This window comes from Polaribacter huanghezhanensis (assembly GCF_030444335.1).
GTDB lineage: Bacteria > Bacteroidota > Bacteroidia > Flavobacteriales > Flavobacteriaceae > Polaribacter > Polaribacter huanghezhanensis.
Genome location: NZ_CP128595.1, coordinates 1,004,748 through 1,023,344, shown reverse-complemented (window position 1 = coordinate 1,023,344; position 18,597 = coordinate 1,004,748). Strand labels below are relative to the sequence as shown.

At 31.6% G+C, this 18,597-nt stretch carries 23 protein-coding genes; 6 read left to right on the top strand and 17 right to left on the bottom strand.

Translation table 11 applies throughout. The annotated features are described in order from the left end of the window. Positions 1 to 66 precede the first annotated feature (66 nt). Both KCTC32516_RS04890 and KCTC32516_RS04885 read left to right on the top strand, forming a co-directional pair. The gene (locus tag KCTC32516_RS04890; protein WP_301402392.1) at positions 67 to 2,535 is read left to right on the top strand and encodes a DUF5686 and carboxypeptidase regulatory-like domain-containing protein; all 2,469 of its coding nucleotides are present in this window, start codon (positions 67 to 69) and stop codon (positions 2,533 to 2,535) included. A gap of 6 nt (positions 2,536 to 2,541) precedes the next feature. Then, positions 2,542 to 2,787, top strand: coding sequence for a MoaD/ThiS family protein (locus KCTC32516_RS04885; RefSeq protein ID WP_301402391.1), 246 nt, complete (start codon positions 2,542 to 2,544; stop codon positions 2,785 to 2,787). A 92-nt stretch (positions 2,788 to 2,879) separates the two neighbouring features. On the opposite strand, the gene KCTC32516_RS04880 is transcribed toward KCTC32516_RS04885, so the two are convergent. Beyond that, a complete protein-coding gene (locus tag KCTC32516_RS04880) occupies positions 2,880 to 3,158 on the bottom strand; it encodes a DUF3817 domain-containing protein (protein WP_301402390.1) in 279 nt (92 codons plus the stop codon). Between the two features lie 63 nt (positions 3,159 to 3,221). Here KCTC32516_RS04880 and KCTC32516_RS04875 point away from each other — a divergent pair, with 63 nt between their 5' ends. Both KCTC32516_RS04875 and KCTC32516_RS04870 read left to right on the top strand, forming a co-directional pair. Beyond that, positions 3,222 to 3,644 carry a molybdenum cofactor biosynthesis protein MoaE gene (locus KCTC32516_RS04875; protein ID WP_301402388.1) on the top strand — a complete coding sequence of 141 codons (423 nt, stop codon included), beginning with the start codon at positions 3,222 to 3,224 and terminating at the stop codon, positions 3,642 to 3,644. Positions 3,645 to 3,653: 9 nt separating this feature from the next. Continuing rightward, the gene (locus KCTC32516_RS04870) at positions 3,654 to 4,196 is read left to right on the top strand and encodes a GNAT family N-acetyltransferase (protein WP_301402387.1); all 543 of its coding nucleotides are present in this window, start codon (positions 3,654 to 3,656) and stop codon (positions 4,194 to 4,196) included. Positions 4,197 to 4,208: 12 nt separating this feature from the next. Here KCTC32516_RS04870 and KCTC32516_RS04865 read toward each other — a convergent pair whose 3' ends face one another. The 12 genes from KCTC32516_RS04865 to KCTC32516_RS04810 form a co-directional block, all read right to left on the bottom strand. Beyond that, entirely contained in the window at positions 4,209 to 5,288 is a 1,080-nt protein-coding gene (locus tag KCTC32516_RS04865; RefSeq protein ID WP_301402385.1) for a HesA/MoeB/ThiF family protein, read from the bottom strand. Positions 5,289 to 5,418: 130 nt separating this feature from the next. Beyond that, entirely contained in the window at positions 5,419 to 6,591 is a 1,173-nt protein-coding gene (locus KCTC32516_RS04860) for a molybdenum cofactor guanylyltransferase (RefSeq protein WP_301402384.1), read from the bottom strand. After that, positions 6,584 to 7,057: a cyclic pyranopterin monophosphate synthase MoaC gene (gene moaC / locus KCTC32516_RS04855; RefSeq protein ID WP_301402383.1), complete on the bottom strand. Its 474-nt coding sequence runs from the start codon at positions 7,055 to 7,057 to the stop codon at positions 6,584 to 6,586. Before moaC ends, KCTC32516_RS04860 begins: the two co-directional genes overlap by 8 nt. A 148-nt stretch (positions 7,058 to 7,205) precedes the next feature. Then, entirely contained in the window at positions 7,206 to 7,439 is a 234-nt protein-coding gene (locus KCTC32516_RS04850; protein WP_366911486.1) for a four helix bundle protein, read from the bottom strand. Positions 7,440 to 7,474: 35 nt separating this feature from the next. Further along, on the bottom strand, positions 7,475 to 8,764 hold the full coding sequence (locus tag KCTC32516_RS04845) for a molybdopterin molybdotransferase MoeA (RefSeq protein WP_301402382.1): 1,290 nt from the start codon (positions 8,762 to 8,764) through the stop codon (positions 7,475 to 7,477). A gap of 173 nt (positions 8,765 to 8,937) precedes the next feature. Continuing rightward, complete coding sequence (gene moaA / locus KCTC32516_RS04840; RefSeq protein WP_301402381.1) at positions 8,938 to 9,930, bottom strand: GTP 3',8-cyclase MoaA; 993 nt, start codon at positions 9,928 to 9,930, stop codon at positions 8,938 to 8,940. An 8-nt stretch (positions 9,931 to 9,938) separates the two neighbouring features. Beyond that, positions 9,939 to 10,352: a DUF6691 family protein gene (locus tag KCTC32516_RS04835; protein ID WP_301402379.1), complete on the bottom strand. Its 414-nt coding sequence runs from the start codon at positions 10,350 to 10,352 to the stop codon at positions 9,939 to 9,941. 55 nt (positions 10,353 to 10,407) lie between these two features. Further along, positions 10,408 to 10,965 carry a YeeE/YedE family protein gene (locus tag KCTC32516_RS04830; protein WP_301402378.1) on the bottom strand — a complete coding sequence of 186 codons (558 nt, stop codon included), beginning with the start codon at positions 10,963 to 10,965 and terminating at the stop codon, positions 10,408 to 10,410. Beyond that, positions 10,965 to 12,272, bottom strand: a complete 1,308-nt coding sequence (locus KCTC32516_RS04825; RefSeq protein ID WP_301402377.1) for a 3-deoxy-D-manno-octulosonic acid transferase — start codon at positions 12,270 to 12,272, stop codon at positions 10,965 to 10,967. The genes KCTC32516_RS04830 and KCTC32516_RS04825 overlap by 1 nt, the downstream gene beginning before the upstream one ends. Positions 12,273 to 12,356: 84 nt before the next feature. Next, positions 12,357 to 12,617: a 50S ribosomal protein L27 gene (gene rpmA / locus KCTC32516_RS04820; RefSeq protein WP_301402375.1), complete on the bottom strand. Its 261-nt coding sequence runs from the start codon at positions 12,615 to 12,617 to the stop codon at positions 12,357 to 12,359. A 26-nt stretch (positions 12,618 to 12,643) separates the two neighbouring features. Beyond that, positions 12,644 to 13,156, bottom strand: a complete 513-nt coding sequence (gene rplU / locus KCTC32516_RS04815) for a 50S ribosomal protein L21 (protein WP_301402374.1) — start codon at positions 13,154 to 13,156, stop codon at positions 12,644 to 12,646. A gap of 139 nt (positions 13,157 to 13,295) precedes the next feature. After that, positions 13,296 to 14,168: a DMT family transporter gene (locus KCTC32516_RS04810; RefSeq protein WP_301402373.1), complete on the bottom strand. Its 873-nt coding sequence runs from the start codon at positions 14,166 to 14,168 to the stop codon at positions 13,296 to 13,298. Between the two features lie 98 nt (positions 14,169 to 14,266). On the opposite strand from KCTC32516_RS04810, the gene KCTC32516_RS04805 reads away from it, so the two are divergent. After that, the gene (locus KCTC32516_RS04805; protein WP_301402372.1) at positions 14,267 to 14,638 is read left to right on the top strand and encodes a heavy-metal-associated domain-containing protein; all 372 of its coding nucleotides are present in this window, start codon (positions 14,267 to 14,269) and stop codon (positions 14,636 to 14,638) included. An 8-nt stretch (positions 14,639 to 14,646) separates the two neighbouring features. On the opposite strand, the gene gldD is transcribed toward KCTC32516_RS04805, so the two are convergent. The 4 genes from gldD to mutY all read right to left on the bottom strand — a co-directional run bounded on the left by gldD (position 14,647) and on the right by mutY (position 18,100). Next, a complete protein-coding gene (gldD, locus tag KCTC32516_RS04800; RefSeq protein ID WP_301402370.1) occupies positions 14,647 to 15,201 on the bottom strand; it encodes a gliding motility lipoprotein GldD in 555 nt (184 codons plus the stop codon). Further along, on the bottom strand, positions 15,194 to 16,537 hold the full coding sequence (locus KCTC32516_RS04795) for a gliding motility-associated protein GldE (RefSeq protein ID WP_301402368.1): 1,344 nt from the start codon (positions 16,535 to 16,537) through the stop codon (positions 15,194 to 15,196). Before KCTC32516_RS04795 ends, gldD begins: the two co-directional genes overlap by 8 nt. Before the next feature lie 19 nt (positions 16,538 to 16,556). Next, complete coding sequence (locus tag KCTC32516_RS04790; protein ID WP_301402367.1) at positions 16,557 to 16,976, bottom strand: single-stranded DNA-binding protein; 420 nt, start codon at positions 16,974 to 16,976, stop codon at positions 16,557 to 16,559. Positions 16,977 to 17,053: 77 nt separating this feature from the next. After that, on the bottom strand, positions 17,054 to 18,100 hold the full coding sequence (gene mutY, locus KCTC32516_RS04785) for an A/G-specific adenine glycosylase (protein ID WP_301402365.1): 1,047 nt from the start codon (positions 18,098 to 18,100) through the stop codon (positions 17,054 to 17,056). A 129-nt stretch (positions 18,101 to 18,229) separates the two neighbouring features. On the opposite strand from mutY, the gene KCTC32516_RS04780 reads away from it, so the two are divergent. Continuing rightward, positions 18,230 to 18,520, top strand: a complete 291-nt coding sequence (locus KCTC32516_RS04780; protein WP_301402363.1) for an HU family DNA-binding protein — start codon at positions 18,230 to 18,232, stop codon at positions 18,518 to 18,520. Positions 18,521 to 18,597 lie beyond the last annotated feature (77 nt).

Below are 18,597 nucleotides of genomic sequence, written 5' to 3'. Positions count from 1 at the left end.
AACAAAAAATAGTGAGCAATTTAATTTTACAACTAATACGTTTGCAAAGATCAACTTTAAAAAAACATGAAAAACACTTTTATACTACTTGTTTTATTTATCTCATTTTCAGCCTCTTCTCAAATAACAGGAAAGGTTGTAGACAATAAGAATAACCCTCTTTCTTTTGTAAGTATTTATTTAGACGGAACAATTACTGGAACAACTTCTAATAATGATGGCGAATATGAGTTGTCGCTAATAAAACCAGGAAACTATACGGTTGTATTTCAGTTTTTAGGCTTTAAAACTGTAAAAAAAGCTGTAAAAATTACTTCTTTTCCTTTTCAATTAAACACAAAATTGACTGAAGAACAAATAACTTTAAATGAAGTTTATATTGACACAAAAGAAAACCCTGCAAACAGAATTATTAGAAATGTGATCGCTAATAAAAAGAAAAACGAAAGCAAAATTCAGAAATTTACTGCCGCTTTTTACTCAAGAGGTTTGTACAAAATTAAAAATGCGCCAAAGAAAATACTCGGACAAGAACTAGGCGATTTAGGCGGTGGGTTAGATTCTACAAGAAGCGGAATTATTTATTTATCTGAAACCATTTCTAAAATTTCACATCAAAAACCAAATAATTTTAAAGAACATATTGTTGCTTCTAAGGTTAGCGGAAGTGATAACGGCGTGAGTTTTAACAGAGCCCAAGATGTGAATTTTAACTTGTATGAAAACACCGTTAAAATTGGAAATGAAATTATTTCGCCCATTTCTAATTATGCTTTTGGCTATTACGATTATAAATTAGTTGGATCATTTTACGATAAAAATGGACAATTAATTAACAAAATTGAAATTTTACCAAAACGTAAAAACGATCGTGTCTTTAATGGATTTTTATACGTTGTAGAAGATGATTGGGCGTTGTACGGAACACAAATTTCTGTAACAGGAACACAAGTAAATTTGCCAATGGTAGATGTGCTACGCTTTAAACAGAGTTTTAATAAATCCGTAAAAAACAATGCTTGGGTGGTAATTTCTCAAACCATCGATTTTAAAATTGGCTTGTTCGGAATTAACATAAATGGCCGATTTTCTTCTGCCTATAGCAATTATAACTTCAATCCAACTTTTGATGAAAACACGTTTGGAAAAGAAATTTTATCTTTTGAAAAAGAAGCCACAAAAAAAGATTCTGTCTATTGGAAATCGCTTAGACCTGTTCCGTTAACCAATGAAGAAGTAACAGATTATGTGGTTAAAGACAGCATAAAGGTGATTCGAAAATCAAAAAAATATTTAGATTCTATTGATGCTAAAAATAACAAACTTTCTTGGACGTTTCCTTTGTCTGGATATTCTTATAGTAATAGCTACGAAAAATGGGACTTTAACATAAATTCTCCTATAGCTGATCTTAATTTTAACACCGTTCAAGGCTGGAATTCTACCATAGGAATGAGCTATTTTAAAACCTTAAATGAAACTGGAAAATGGATGAATGTTGGAGCAAATTTTAATTATGGTTTTTCTGATAAAAAACTAAGACCAACAGCATTTTTTGGTTATAAATGGAACAATATAAGTCGACCCGTTTTGCGATTTTCTGGCGGAATTACAACGAAACAATTTAATGGAGCAAATCCTATTTCACCTTTTTGGAACACTATAAATTCGGTTTATTTTGAAAGAAATTATCTAAAAATTTACGAAAAAACATTTGCGAATGTTTCTTTTTCGAGAGAAATCACAAATGGTTTTCGATTTAATGGTTCTCTAGAATTTGCGGACAGAAAACCGTTGGTAAACACCACCAATTACAGTGCAAAAAATATTGCAAATAGAGAATATACCTCTAATGATCCGCAGAATTCTGCTAATTTTTCTCCGTCTTTTACATCGCATAAAATTTGGACATTAAATCTTGGAACAACCATTAATTTTGGTGCAAAATACTTATCATATCCAGATAGAAAATTTACAGTGTACAATAATAGTTATCCTTCAATTTATGTTGGTTACAGAAAAACTTTTGGTGCTGATAGTAGTCAATTAAATGCTGATTATATCTTTACACAGTTGCGACAAGATTTTTCTTTAGGGAATTTAGGAAACACAAAATATCGCATAAAAGCAGGATTTTTTCTAGAGCAAAAAAATATTGCCTTTATGGATTACGCGCATTTTAACGGAAATAAATTAGCGATTTCTCCAAGTGGTGGTACAACAAATTACTTTAATTTGTTAGATTATTACGCATATAGCACCAATGATAAATTTGCAGAATTCCATGGCGAACATAATTTTAAAGGATTTATTTTAGGAAAAATTCCATTGATAAACTTACTAAACTTTCATGTTGTTGCTGGCGCAAAAGGATTGTTTACTGGCGATAGAAAACCGTACACAGAAGCATCCATTGGGTTGGATAATATTGGTTTTGGTAAATGGCGTTTTTTACGCGTTGATTATGTAATCTCAAAAGGAGGCATCAACCAAAAGCAACAAGGTTTTGTTTTTAGTTTGAGTTTGTTTGATTAGATTTGAATGATGAAAATACAAGTCTTACTTTTCGGAATCGCCACAGATTTGCTACAAACTTCTTCATTAGAATTTGAAGTTTCAGAAAATTGTACAATTGCAGGTTTTAAGAAAGAAATTCTTTCAAAATATCCGCAGTTAGAAAAGATCAATTCGTATGCAATTGCCGTAAATGAAACGTATGCTTCTGATGAAAAACCCTTACATCAAAATGATGTTGTAGCAATTATTCCGCCGGTTAGTGGAGGTTAAAATCCCATCCTAACCTTCTCAAAGGGAAGAGAATCTTATCTAAAAATAGACAGGTTTCTCAATCGAGAAAACTCCTTTTGAAATGACAAGAATTATTTTTTCTGCAAATATTTTCTATCAACATAAAAAGTTCCGAAAGGTAAAATAGAAGCTACTAACACAATTCTAAAAGTTTTTCCGTGCCATTTTTCATCAGCTTTTAACATAAAGGCTAAAATGATATATACAATAAAAAGCATTCCGTGAGGCATTCCAAGCATTTTTACATAGCTTTCATCGTCTCCAAAATATTTTACTGGTGTGGCAATAAGTAATAGAAGCAAGTATGAAATCCCTTCTAAATAACTAACAATTCTAAATATATTTTTCATTTTATAAACTTCTAAAATTAGCTAGGCAAAGATACATTTTGATTTCCTATTTTTGTAACAGTTATGTGCAAAACATCTATAAAAATTACTTCAGAAAAACTAGACTTACAAGAATGCTACAATTTTGTAACTGATGCTTCTTGTGGCGGAATTTCTGTCTTTGTTGGAACTGTTAGAAATGACACCAAAGGAAAAAAAGTAACGCAATTAGATTTCTCTACATACAAACCAATGGCGGTTAAAGAAATGCAAAAAATTGCAGATGTGGCTTTAGAAAAATTTGATATTGTAAAAATGGCCATTCATCACGCAGAAGGAATCTTACAAATTGGTGAAATTCCGGTGATTATTACGGCTTCTGCAAAACATAGAAAAGCGGCTTTTGATGCGTGTCAGTTTGCTATTGACACCTTAAAAGAAACGGTTCCTATTTGGAAAAAAGAACATTTTTCTGACGGCGAAGTTTGGGTAAATGCGCATCCTTAATTTATTATTATGATTCAATATCAACTTACATCAACAAAAGAGGAATTAGCACAAATTATAGCTCTTCAACAAAAAAACCTTCCTCAAAATATTTCTTTAGATGAGCAACAGGCACAAGGGTTTGTTACGGTACAACATTCTTTTGATTTTTTAGAAAAGATGCACAATTCTCATCCACATATTATAGCCACCTATAATAATAAGGTAATTGGTTATGCATTATGTATGCTGCAAGAATTCAAAAGTGATATCCCTATTTTGGTTCCTATGTTTAACCAAATTGAAAATACAATTTGTCATCAAAAGAAAAACATTAACTATGTAGTTATGGGACAAATTTGTATTGACAAAAATTATAGAAAAAAAGGAGTTTTTAGAGGTCTTTATACTTTTATGAAACAAACTCTCTCTAAAAAATACAACGCAATTATTACAGAAGTTGACGTTAAAAACACACGCTCTTTAAATGCACATAAAGCTGTTGGCTTTGAAATTTTAAATAGATATAAATCTAATCATCAAAACTGGGAATTGATTATTCTCTACACTTAAATCATATCTGATTTAATAACCATTTATACCGCCAGCTAAACTTAAAATAGTTGTCGTTGGAAATCTTTCTTTCAATTGTTTTGTTGCTTCATAACTCGAAATTCCTTTTTGACACACCAATACATATTTTTTGTTTTCCTGCGGATGAAATTCTGCAGCATTTAATCGTTGAATTGGAAGTATCTTATCAACCTTAAAAGGTGTTTGCAAATTTTCTAATACCGATATAATAATAGGTCTCGACTCCGCTCGACCTGACATTTCCTTTTTTAAATCTTCAGCAGAAATCAACCAATCTGGATGTTGAATTTCACAACTGGCATCAAAATACGTTTCATTTTTAAAAATAGTTTCAATATCTGGTTTTGAAACTGCCTTTTGTAACTTCATTTTCAATTGAGAATTTTGCAAAGAGTTATAAATTAATAACTCGTTTGTTAGCGGTTTTCCAATTCCTGTTACCAATTTTAAAACCTCGTTTACTTGTTGTACAGCAATTAAACTTACAATAGAATTCAACGTTCCTGCTTCTTCACAATTTGGAATATCTGTTGCCATTTTCGGAAAAGCATCTCGTAAATTTGCAGAATAACTTCCGTCTTCTTGTGCTACATTAAAACTCGAAACATAACCATCAAACTTGTATAAAGAACCATAAACTAGCGGCTTCTTTTTAATGACACAAGCATCGTTTAGCAAATATTTTGTGGGTAAAGAATCTGTTCCATCAATAACAATGTCAATTTCAGAAATCAATTCAAAAACATTCGATTTTGTAATGGGCTTTTCAGTAAAAATTACTTCTGTAAACGGCGCTCTTTTCTCAATAAATTTTGCTAAGGTTGCTGCTTTCGATTTACCAACATCATCCAAAGAAAAGAAAACTTGTCTGTGTAAATTGGTAACATCAATCGTGTCAAAATCCACCAAATGAAGTTTTCCAATTCCGCTTGTTGCCAAAAGTACAGCAATCGGACTTCCCAGGCCGCCACAACCAACCACCAAAACAGAAGTGTTTTGTAATTTTTGTTGTCCAACTTTACCAATTTCTGACAACGTGATTTGACGTTTAAAAAGCTCTTCTTTGTTCATTTTTATACTGTTAACTTCTCGATACAATTTTCTCATAAAATCGAAAATCACTCGAAGTGACATCACGCACTGTCAGTTCGAGCGCAGTCGAGAACTACTTATAACCTCTCGACTGCGCTCGAGGAGACATTTAGTTTTTTATTTCACTTTTAGCGTTTTCAAACTCTTCTGGCGTATTTACATTTCTGATAAAAGCATCAGAAACCTCCACTATTTCTACATCAGAATTGATCAACACTTTACGCGGACACGAATATCCTTGTGCTAAATATTGCAGTAAAATTGGATACGATTTTGGTTCGTAAATGGTAATTAATGGTTCTACAAATTCCTTTCCTTTTCCTTTAATTGCTGTGGCTACTTTTGATGGATTTCTTTTTTCTAATAATAGCTGGATCAACTCATTATTTAAGAAAGGAAGATCGGTTGCCAACACCAGCCAGGCCGAATTTGGATCTTTTTGAAACGCAGAACAAATTCCGCCAAACGGACCTAAATTTAAAAATGTGTCATGAATTTCTTTAGATTTCTCGACTCCGCTCGAAATGACATTCTTTTTGTCACCTTGAGCCTTTTGACTGTGCTCAAGATAAACTTCGTCGAAAGGTCTTACCGAAAAAAACGTTTCCAACTTATTGTTTTCTAACAACTCTTTCGCAACTTCCTTTTGTGGTTTCCCAAAGTAATCTAATTGAGATTTGTCTTTTCCCATTCGGGTACTTTTTCCGCCAACCAACACCAAACCTTTTATATTCGGAATTGTTTTTTTAACAATATTTGCAATATGATTTGTGATTTTTTCAATCTCAGAGATTTCATATAGTGGGATTTCTTCCCAATTCGGAAACTTGTCTTTTATTGATTGAAAAATTGCTATATCTTTTGTCGATTTTACAAAAAATTGAATATCAGAAACCTGATCAATTCGTTTGTTAATCGATGCTTCTTTTGCTGGATCTAAAAACACAATTTGTTTGGATCCTTCGTAATGATTTCCGTTGATAAACACAAAATCGTATTGTGCAAATTGTAAGCGTTGTTCAAATTTATTGATGTTTCCAGAAGTTGTAATTTGTAAATTGCCTTCGTGATGAAAAACAAATTCTGAAAGCTGATTTTTTTCAATACCTTTTTCATGAGAAGCATCAAAATACGCCAATTTATAATTTGATAATTGGTTAGAAACTTGATTTACCAAATCAGCAATTACGCCACATGCTGTTCCTAAAATAGCAATTTCATTCGGTGCAAAATTCCCGTTTTCTCTTCGTGTTAAACTTGTATGTTTTGTGTGTTTAGCCATTCTTAATATCCGATTTTCCTCCAGTTTTTTCTAGCAGTTTCACTTCTTTAATTATCATTTTTTGTGAAATGCTTTTACACATATCATAAATGGTTAAACAAGCAATATTTGCGCCCGTTAAAGCTTCCATTTCAACTCCAGTTTTTCCTTCAATAGTCACTGTACAAAAAACTTCGATGTTTTCATTATCTACTATTTCAATATCAATATCTACTCCATTAATTAATAACGGGTGACACATCGGAATCAATTCTGAGGTTTTTTTTACTGCCTGAATTCCCGCAATAATTGCCGTTTGAAAAACGGGTCCTTTTTTGGTAATCAATTCATCATTTGTAAAATGAGAAATAATTGCTGTTCCTAAAAACATTGCTGCTTTTGCTGTAGCTGCTCTTTTGGTAATTTTCTTATCAGAAACGTTTACCATTTTAGGATTGTTTTTGGAATTTAAATGTGTAAAATCCATTTAAATAGTTTTTAGTTTTAAATGTTTAGTTTTTAGTTAGATTCTGTTGAGACGTTTTAACAATGGATGTTAATAATCGTATCAATTCATCAATATCCAAAATTAAGGAATTTACATCTATTGATGTTAGTTCACTTTGTTTTAATAATCACAACCAATATTTAGTTTCTCTTGCTTCTTTTGACGAAATTGACATTTTTACAGTGAAATCTTTCTTGCTTTGTCCCGCTAATGCTTCTTCAACATTTGCTCCTACTGAAGTTCCACTTCTTAAAAGTTGTCTTGAAATTATAAATTCTTTTTCTGTTTGTAGCTTTGTATAAAGAGTAATTATTTTTAAAGAAAACTCAAAGCTCTTTTTTTGAACGATACTTTCTTTCATAACTTGTTTTTAACTCAAAACTAAACATTTAAAAATTAAAAACTCCGATAGTTTACTATCGGAAAAACCTCCCCTTTTTTAAATTCAATTTGATCTGCTGGCAATTGTATAAATGCATCTGCGTTTACCAAACTTACCAAATCTCCAGAACCGTTTCCTTTAATTGGGGTTGCAATTAAATGGCCAAATCTATAGCTCAATTTTACTTGTAAAAAGCAGGTTAGATTTGGTTTAAAAGAAACGTCTTCTGATAAAATTGCATTTTCTTCTTGCTGATCAACTCCAACAGATTTATAATACCAAGGATAAAAATACGCCAAACAATTGACAAATGTAGAAATTGGATTTCCCGGGAAACCAAAGACAATTGTCTTTTTCTGGTATTTATTCTCAGTACGTTTATCTGTCTGTTTTAACCCATTTCCATCAACAGCATTTTGCTCAATACTTAAAGACGCTGCGCGACCAAACCAAAATGGTTTTCCTGGTCTTTGAGCCACTTTATGAAATAATTTTTCAACGCCCAATTCTTCAAAAACTTCTGGTAAAAAATCGAATTTCCCTTTACTCACTGCGCCACTAAACAACAATACATCATAGGTTGATAAAAACGCTTTTATCTTCTCTTTCAAAATCGTCTTATCATCCGTAAGATTTGCTATTTCTGACGAAATGTGTAATCTTTCTAATAGTGAAACCAACGTAAAAACATTGCTTCTTCTTATTTGATGTGCTAACGGAGTTTCATCAACGCCAACCAGTTCATCGCCCGTTGAAACAATCATCACTTTGGGTTGTTTTGCAACTTTTACAGTTGATTTTCCAACGGTTGCCAAAACGCCAATTTCTGCAGCAGAAATCATAGTGTTTTGTTTGATTAATACATCGCCAACTTTTCCGTCTTTTCCTTTAATATGAATGTTTTGTCCATCATTAATTGCATTAATAATAATTGTTGCAATTCCGTTTTTTATTTCTACATCTTCATATCGAATAACCGTATCGCAATTATTTGGCAACACAGCGCCGGTCATAACTTCGATACAGTTTTCTGAGTTTTGCAATGTAATTTGTTCGCTTCCTGCAGCTTGAATTCCTTCAATTTTAAATTGCAAATGTCTGTTCGAGCGGAGTCGAGAACTAAACTCTTTAAAATCAATCGCAATTCCGTCCATAGAAACTCTGTTGAATGGCGGAAAATCTCTATCCGCTTTGATGTCTTCTTTTAAAATTCTACCAACAGATTTGATAAACGAAATTTCCTCAACGCCAAAATCTTGGGCTGTGTTTAAAACTGTTTGTAAAGCTTCTTGTACTGAAATCATTTTTTTTGTCATTCCCAACTTGATTGAGAATCTGTTTTTAGTTTTTATGGATTCCTGCCTTCGCAGGAATGACATTTACTTAAGCTTTCTCTATTGAAATAATAATTAAGACCTCTCAACTGCGCTCGAGGAGACATTGTTACATTATTCTATTAATTCATTTTCACATTGAATTACCCTCCAATGGTGCTCATACTTTCAGAAACATTTCCTTTTGTTCGGTTTGCTTCTGCGATAAAACCGTTTTCTGGTTTTTCTTTCACCAACGATAAAAAAAGTTCTTTTAAGTCGTCATTAGATGCACCGTTTCTAATAAAATCTCTTAAATTAAAAACACCATCATCAAACAAACAGTTTTTAAATGTTCCGATTGATGTAATTCTAATTCGGTTACAATCACCACAAATTGTTCTTGTAAATGCAGGAATAATTCCCACAGAACCTTTATGATTTTCGATTGAGAAATTACGTGATGTTGATGATTTCTCTGACTGAATTTCTGTAATATCAAACTCAGATTTTATCTCGTTTAAAATCTTGTTGTAATTCCACGCTTCTTGCATTTCGCGTTGTCCTTTTCCGTTAAACGGCATTTCTTCTATAAATCTGACAGCAATATCTTTGTCTTTTGTCAACCGAACAAAATCAGTGATTTCATTGGTATTCATCCCAGATTGTACAACAACATTTAGTTTTAAATTCATGCTGCTTTTTTCTAACGCTTCCATGGTTCTAAAAACGGCATCAAATGCATTTCTGCGTGTAATCTCGTTGAATTTATCAGCCTGTAAACTATCAATACTTAAATTGATGTTTTTTACTTTTTTAAGATTTTCCAACGTTTCAATATGCTTATAAATCAACGCACCATTTGTAGTGATATTGATATCTTCTAACAAATCATTGAACGATAACATTTCTAAAAAATCAACAAAACCTTTACGCACAAAGGGTTCTCCACCTGTTAATCGAATTTTATTGACGCCGAGTTCTGTTAACACACGAATTACACGATACATTTCTTTGTACGTTAACAATTCTTCTCTTGGCACAATTTCAATTCCGTGAGCAGGCATACAATATTGGCACCGCAAATTACAACGGTCGGTTACTGCTAACCGAACGTAATTTATTTGTCTTCCAAAACTGTCTATTAATTTGCTCATTTTATCAATTAATTTGGCAACTTTTCACTTAATAATCCATACACAAATGCACCTATTGTTGTTCCTAAAAGAACAATAAATATACTTGTTATTCCGTGACCAATTAACACAAACATTGGTCCTGGACACGCTCCAGCTAACGCCCAACCTAATCCAAAAATGGTTCCGCCAACTAAGGTTCTAATCAATCCTTTTTTCTTTTCTTTAGTGATGATTTTTTCACCTTTAAAGTTCTTAATTTTTTCCTTTTTAAACAATTGCATTAAAACCATTGATATGACAACGGCGCTTCCAATAATTCCGAACATATGAAACGATTGAAACTTAAACATTTCGTAAATTCTGTACCAAGAAACCACTTCTGATTTACTTAAGATAATTCCGAAAAGTGTTCCAATTGCTAAAAATCTGATATTTTTCATTCTATTTGTTTTTTCAATTAGGTCTCGACTCCGCTCGACCTGACATTTGTATTCGCTAAAATAGTAACGGAATTAAAAACCAAGTCATAATTAAACCCCCAATAAAAAAGCCAATAACTGCCAATAATGATGGCAATTGCAAACTACTTAATCCTGTAATTGCATGTCCAGAAGTACATCCACCTGCATAACGTGCTCCAAACCCTACTAAAAATCCAGCGCCTATTAATATGGAAAATCCTTTTAAAGAAAAGATGTTTTCTGTACTAAAAATTTCAGCAGGAAGATAGGATTGTCCGGCATTTATAAAACCTAATTCTGTTAATTCTGAAACTGTTTTAGGATTGATTGCAATATTTTCTGTGTTTACTAAATAATGTGAAGAAAGAAATCCGCCGAGAATAATTCCCAAAATAAAAACCAAACCCCACTTTTGCTCTTTCCAATCTTTTTTAAAATAATCTGATGCTTTTCCTGCGCCACCAATAGTACAAAATGTTTCTAAATTTGTTGATACTCCGAATCCTCTTCCGAAGTAATTCATCAACAACAATACAATTGCGATCATCGGGCCGGCAACATACCAAGGCCAAGGCTGTGTGATAAATTCCATTAATTCGTTATTTTTTGATTGATATATTTTATCGCCTTTTCAGTTGCTCCAATATTATTTTTTATGAAGTTCTGATTTATTTTTCCTAATTTCTCTCTAAACTCTTTATCAGAATTTAGCTTTGTAAAAATAGTTGAAAATTCGTTTTGATTGGCAATTACTTTGCACCCTTTTAATGCAACCAAATCTACAACTTCTTTGTATTTTTTATACGTAGGGCCAATGACAATTGGCACGCCAAAAGTTGCCGGTTCTAACACATTATGAACGCCGTTTTTTGTCAATCCGCCACCAACATAAGCAGCATCTGCAGTTGCATATATTTTGGTTAAAATTCCGATGGTATCCACAATAAAAACATGATACTCTTTTAATGATAATTTTGTCTCCTCGAGCGGAGTCGAGACCTCTAAAAGACAAAACCTCTCGACTCCGCTCGACCCGACATTTTTTATGTACTCTGAATATAAAACAACTTTCTTGTTGATGGTTTTTTTTAACAACTCAATTTCTTTTGCATTAATATTGTGTGGAGCGATGATAAATTTTTCGCCTTCTGATTGATTGATATAATTCACCAATAACTCTTCATCTTCTTTCCAAGTACTTCCTGCAACAACTGTGTATTGATTGTTTTTAAACTCCGTAATAAAATCTAAAGCATTGTCTTGTTGTAAAATTTCATACACTCTATCAAAACGTGTATCGCCACTTATCGTTACGTTATTTAAGCTTATTGATTTTAACAATTCTTGTGAGCTTTCGTCTTGTACAAAAAAGTGATCAAATGCTTTCAAAGATTTTCTCATAAAACCCCCAAAAGGTTTAAAGAAAATTTGATTTTTTCTAAAGATTCCAGAAATTAAAATCGTTGGAATATCTCTTTCTTTTAATCCGAATAAATAGTTTGGCCAAAATTCATACTTTATAAAAATTGCCATCGACGGATTTACAATTTCTAAAAATTTGCGAACATTTTTTCTTGAATCCATTGGCAAATAACAAACAACATCAGCATGTTTATACTCTTTACGAATTTCATATCCCGAAGGAGAGAAAAAAGTCAATACAATTTTGTGCGATGGAAATTGTTCTTTTACTTTTTCTATAATGGGTCTTCCTTGTTCAAACTCACCCAAAGAAGCAGCATGGATCCAAATTACTTTTTCAGTATTTTTTAAAATAGATAATTTATCAAAGCTTTCTTTTCTCCCATCGACAAAAAGCCTTATTTTTTTATTAAAAAAGGCAACAATCGACAACAAAAAAGTTGTTAGAATAACAGTAAAATTATAAATAAATCTCATACGCAGTAAATGTACAAAAATGAGGCATAAAAAAACTCCCAAACAAATGTATGTTTGGGAGCTTATATCTTTATCTTGATGTTCTTAAACCTCAAAAGGCTCAACAGAAACATAAGATTTATTGTCTCTTTTCTTTTGGAATTGTACAACTCCATCAACTCTAGCATGTAATGTATGGTCTTTTCCCATATATACATTTTCTCCCGGGTTGTGTGTTGTTCCTCTTTGACGAACGATAATGTTTCCTGCAATTGCAGCTTGTCCTCCAAAAATTTTAACTCCTAAACGTTTCGATTCTGATTCTCTACCATTCTTCGAACTACCTACTCCTTTTTTATGTGCCATGATTATATGGTTTTAAAATTGGTTATTTATTTAGTTAAAGCTTCAATTAATTCAGCTTTCTTTAAAGAAGTATATCCTTTAATTCCTGCTTCTTTAGCTGCTGCTTTTAAATCTGCTACTGTCATTGAACTATAATCAACAGTTGCTGTTGATTCTTTTACCTCAGCTTTTTTAGGAGCAGCTTCCTTTTTAGGAGCAGCTTCTTTTTTAGCTGTTTTTTTAGCACCAGATGCAGCGATAGATTCAATTTGAATCTCGCTTAAAAACTGACGATGTCCATTTTTCTTTTTGTATCCTTTTCTTCTTTTCTTTTTGAAAACGATTACTTTATCACCTTTTAAGTGACCTAAGATTTTTGCCGTTACTGTGGCTCCTTCTATAGCTGGGGCGCCAATAGTTACATTTCCTTTCTCTTCTACTAAAAGAACATTATCAAAAGAAATTTTTGATCCTTCTTCTCCTTGTAAACGATGAACGTAAACTTTTTGGTCTTTTGCTACTTTAAATTGCTGCCCTGCTATCTCTACGATTGCGTACATACTATTAGTTTTGCGTAAAATTAAACATCTTCTTAGTGAAAATGCGGGTGCAAATATACGTTTTTTTCTTAAATGCACAACAACAAAATTAAACGAATTTTAGCGGTAGTTTTAAGGTTTACAGAGCGTTAATTTTAAATTATTTCTTTTTGTTTACCAAATACACGCCAAATAAAATAATAATTGCTGCAAACAGTTGAATTAAACTTAATTTTTCTCCATCTAAAATTCCCCAAAAAACAGCGACAATCGGAATTAAATAGGTTACTGATGATGCAAATATTGGCGTTGCCAAATGCACCATTTTATTGTATAAAATTTTTGCAAAACCGGTGCCGACAACTGCTAAAATAGTTGTGTATCCTAAAGAATTTATGTTTGTTTGATTTAACTCAAAAGTGGCAAAGAAATCAGTCATTAATAAAACCAAAAACGACGGAATAATCAACAGTAAAAAATTACCTGCAACAATACTTAATGCACTTAAATCATCTAAATGCTTTTTTACAATATTTACATTAAATGCATATCCAATTGACGCAATAATTATTAAAATAGAAAACCAATAATTTTGATTTGGATTTAAATCTGCACCTTTTAAAATAAGGATTACAGTACCTATTAATCCAATAAAAATTCCGAGTAATTGTTGCTTTTTAAACGTAAATCCAAATACCAAAACACCAACAATAAAAGTATTAAAAGGTGTTAAAGAATTTAATATTGAAGCAATAGAACTATCTAATCTACTAACAGCATAGGCAAATAAAAACACAGGAATAAAGGTTCCTAAAATGGCTGTAGAAACAATGTGTTTCCAATGTTTTCTTTGAATTTTTTTAATACTTTTAAATCCAATCAGCAATAAAAAAACACTCGCAATTAAAACTCTTAAAGCACCTAACTGAATTGGTGTTAATCCAATCAATGCTTTTTTCATTAGGATAAAAGAACTTCCCCAAACGAATGCGAGAATGCTTAAATATATCCATTTTTGATTCTTAGAATCCATGTATCAACCATTTATTTTTCACAAAAATCGGTTAATTCTGATGATATAAAACAATTAATTAATAAATTTGTAGTATTATTAAATAACCTAAATTTATAATGAAACTTCAACGAATTATATTAGTAGTATTGGTAGCCGTTTTTACACTTTCGGCGTGTAATACAGAAACAAAAAAAACACCTGAAGTAACCATCGCAAAAACTCCAAAATTGCAAAAAGTAGCAATTTCTATTTCTGGAATGACTTGCGAAATTGGTTGTGCAAGAACCATACAATCTAAGCTTTCTAAAAAAGCAGGAATTACCTCTGCAAAAGTGATCTTTAAAGACAGTTTAGGTTTGGTAGAATATGATGCAAATACCATTTCTGAAGAAGACATCAATACGTTTATAAGCGGAATTGCAGGCGGAGATTTATACTCAGTAAAAAGCTCTAAACAAGTTGCAAATTTTGATGAAGTTGAAAAGTAAGTAAAGGCTTACTTCTCCCACTCAAACGTTTCTATTAAACGCATAATGTCTTTTTTAATATAATCTACAGCAGGTAAAATAGAATCGTAATTTGGTTTTGCATAAAAATACAGAGCTCCTCTTATAAAATTATCTGTACTATCAGTTACATGAAACTGAATTTGCGAAGCTGCATTTCCAGAAATTTCTTGCATGCTGCTAAAAACTCGTCTGTCAAAATTTTCAAAATTTGTTGTGATAATTTCTTCAGCTTTAACAGCGTGTTCATACACCAGTTTTTCAGATTCAGTTAACAATTCTCTTAAATTATTTTTAACTGGTCTGTACGTAATATCTATAGTTGCTTTTAACTTCGGATATTTTATTTGTCGCCAAAAGTTTGGTTGTTCAAGTATTTCTGCATTAGAAGAAACCTCAAAACTATACGGTTTTGCAACCACAACTTTTTTATATGTTGTTGTTGGATATTGTAACCTTAAATAGGCTTTTGGTTTTGGTAAAACATCTTCTTTACAAGAAGAAAAAAAAATTCCTATTAAAAAAAGGATATAAAAATTACGCATGTAATCTGGTTACTTTAACTTGTTTAATTCGCCTTTTATCAAGCGCCTCAACTGTAAACGAAAAGTTATGGAAGTTTATTTTCTCTCCTTTTCTTGGAAATTTTCCAGAAATCTCTAAAATAAATCCTGCTAAAGTTTCAGACTCTCCTTTTTCTTCTTCAAAAACAGCTTCATTATCAACATTTAAAACTTTACAAAAGTCTTTAATGGTGGTTTTTCCATCAAATACATAATTGTTAGCATCTAATTTAGAATAGGCTAAATCTTCATCATCAAATTCGTCATTTATATCTCCAACAATTTCTTCAATAACATCTTCTAAGGTTACAATTCCGCTTGTTCCGCCGTATTCATCAACTACAATTGCCAAATGATTTTTCTTGTCTTGAAACTCACTTAATAAATCGTCTAACTTTTTATTTTCTGGTACAAAAAAAGGCTCGCGCCATAAATCTTGCCATTTAAACTTGGTTTTATCTAAATGTTCCAGCAAGTCTTTTGCATATAAAATACCTACAATATTATCGATAGATTCATGATATACCGGATTTCTAGAATACCCTCTTTTTACTATTTTCTCTAAGACATCATTGTAATTTTCTTCATCAGAAATAGCAAAAATATCTATTCGAGGTTTCATAATCTGAACCGTTTCTGTATTTCCAAAAGTGACAATTCCTTGTAAAATTTTCTTTTCTTCTTTAGTGGTTGTTCCTTCTGATGTAAGTTCTAATGCTTGTGATAATTTTTCTACAGAAAAATCAGAATTTTTACCTCCTAATCGTTTTTCTACTACGCCTGTTAATCGAATTAAAGGCAGACTAAAAACAGACAATAAGATGGTTAAAACATGTACTGGTTTTGCCATCGTATTAGAAAATTTTAACGAATTTCTAGAGGCATACACTTTTGGCAATACTTCGCCAAACAACAAAATTAAAAAGGTAACTAAAACTACCTCTATCGTAAACTTAATAACATCACTAGAAATAGAAATAACTCCCCAGTTGACAGAAAAATCCTTGCTTTCAAAGACCAATTCGCCCAACCCGGAAAATAATAATACAATAAGAATATTTATAAAATTGTTCGTAATTAAAATTGTTGCGAGTAATCTTTTGGGTCTTTCTAGCAGTTTAACAACCAGACTATTTCCTTTCGTTTTTTCGTTTTGATTGTTTAATTGTGTTTGTGAAAGCGAAAAAAAGGCAATTTCTGATCCAGAAATTAATGCAGAGCAAAGTAATAAAAAGAGCAGCACTAAACTATTAACTGCAATTAATACATTGATTTTTAATGCTAAAAATAAAAAGATACTTGTGGGTTCTGCGTCCAAATTTTAAAAGTTTAGTTTTCTAAAATGGTAAATCGTCGTTTTCTTCAACTTGAGTATTCGTCTCTGGATTTTTCTCTGTTGGAGTTTCTTGTTTTACCGTTTCTTTTTTGGTGGTTAAAAAAGTCATTTCTGCGACATGAACTTCTGTAGCATATCTTTTTTGGCCATCTTGTTCCCACTGACGGGTTTTAAGCCTTCCTTCGCAATAAATTTTATCTCCTTTAGATAAATATTTTTCGCAAATTTCTGCCAATTTATTTCTAACAATAATATTGTGCCATTCTGTATTGGTAACTTTTTCGCCAGTTTGCTTATTTGTATATGTTTCGTTTGTTGCAACAGGAAAACGTCCAATAGCGTTTCCGCCTTCAAAATAATGCATTTTAACTTCGTCTCCTAAATGCCCAATAAGCATTACCTTATTTAATGTTCCTGCCATATTTTTACTGTTTTTTCTTCTTTTGTCAATTCAAGAAAAACCATTCGAATTAACAAACTAATTTAGAATCAAATGTACTAAAAATATCCGTTTGTAGGATTGAAGTTTTCTAAAAAATTAGCGATTAATATTGGTACAGGGTATTTTTCTATGGCATTCCAATCTACTTGATTATCATATAGTTTATCTTTCTTGACAATCCAAAATTTGGTGTATAAATGTTGATGCGAAAGTTTGTGAACTATTTCTTTTTCATTAAATAATACAACACCTTCAAAAGATACTACTTTTGATTCAAGTTCTACAAACAATTCTTTTGTTGAAATACTTTTTTCTGATTCTATTAAAGGAAACTGGTACAAACCTTGCCAAATTCCTTTTCCTTTTCTTTCTGATAACATCGTCTTATTATCATCAGAAATAAAAACCAAATAATTAAAATACCGCTTTCTAACTTTTATTTTCTTCTCTTTAACAGGTAACTCTTTAATTGTTTTGGTTTCTAGAGCAACACAACTATCGTTAAACGGACAGGTTTCGCAGAGCGGATTTTGAGGTTTGCAATGCAACGCGCCAAAATCCATAATTGCCTGATTGTGTGTTCCTGGTTGATTTATATCAATTAATGTTTGCGCTACTTCTTTAAACTCTTTGATTCCTGCGGATGAATTGATGGGTGTTTTAATTCCGAAATAACGAGCAAGAACTCTATAGACGTTTCCGTCTACAACAGCTTGCGATTCGTCAAAACAAATAGAAGAAATTGCCGAAGCCGTATAATCTCCAACACCTTTTAGTTTTTTTATTTCTTCGTAGGTTGATGGAAATTCGCCATTTAATTCATTGGCAATATATTTTGCTGAGTAATGTAAATTTCTGGCTCTAGAATAATACCCTAAACCCTGCCAAAGCTTTAAAACTTTAGATTCGCTTGCATTTGCCAAATCAAAAACCGTAGGAAATTCTTTTGTAAACGTACTATAATAAGACAAACCTTGATGAACTCTGGTTTGCTGTAGCATTATTTCTGATAACCAAATAAAATATGAGTTTTTGGTTTTTCGCCAAGGCAAATCTCTATCTTTTTGTAAATACCAGTAAATTAATTGGTTAGAAAATTTCATTTTATAAATTGCTGCGGCAAAATTACATCATAATATTCACATAATTTTAATGGATTAAGTTTTTGGAATAGATTAATTATCATATATTTGCAGCCTTAAAATTAAAAACAAACATACAAATATATTAACATGACGAAAGCAGATATCGTATCAAAAATTTCGGATAAATCTGGAATTGAAAAGGCAGATGTTTTAGCAACAGTTGAAGCATTTATGACAGAAGTTAAAGGCGCATTAGAGCAAGGAGATAATGTATATTTAAGAGGTTTTGGAAGCTTTATTATTAAAACTAGAGCAGAAAAAACGGGAAGAAATATTTCTAAAAACACAACCATTAAAATTCCTGCACACAACATTCCGGCTTTTAAACCAGCAAAGACCTTTACTGAAGGAGTAAAAACGAACGTATTAGTAAAATAATAAAAGTATTAATCTAAACCTTTTTTAGGTTTTAAAAAAACAATCTAATTATGCCAAGTGGTAAAAAAAGAAAGAGA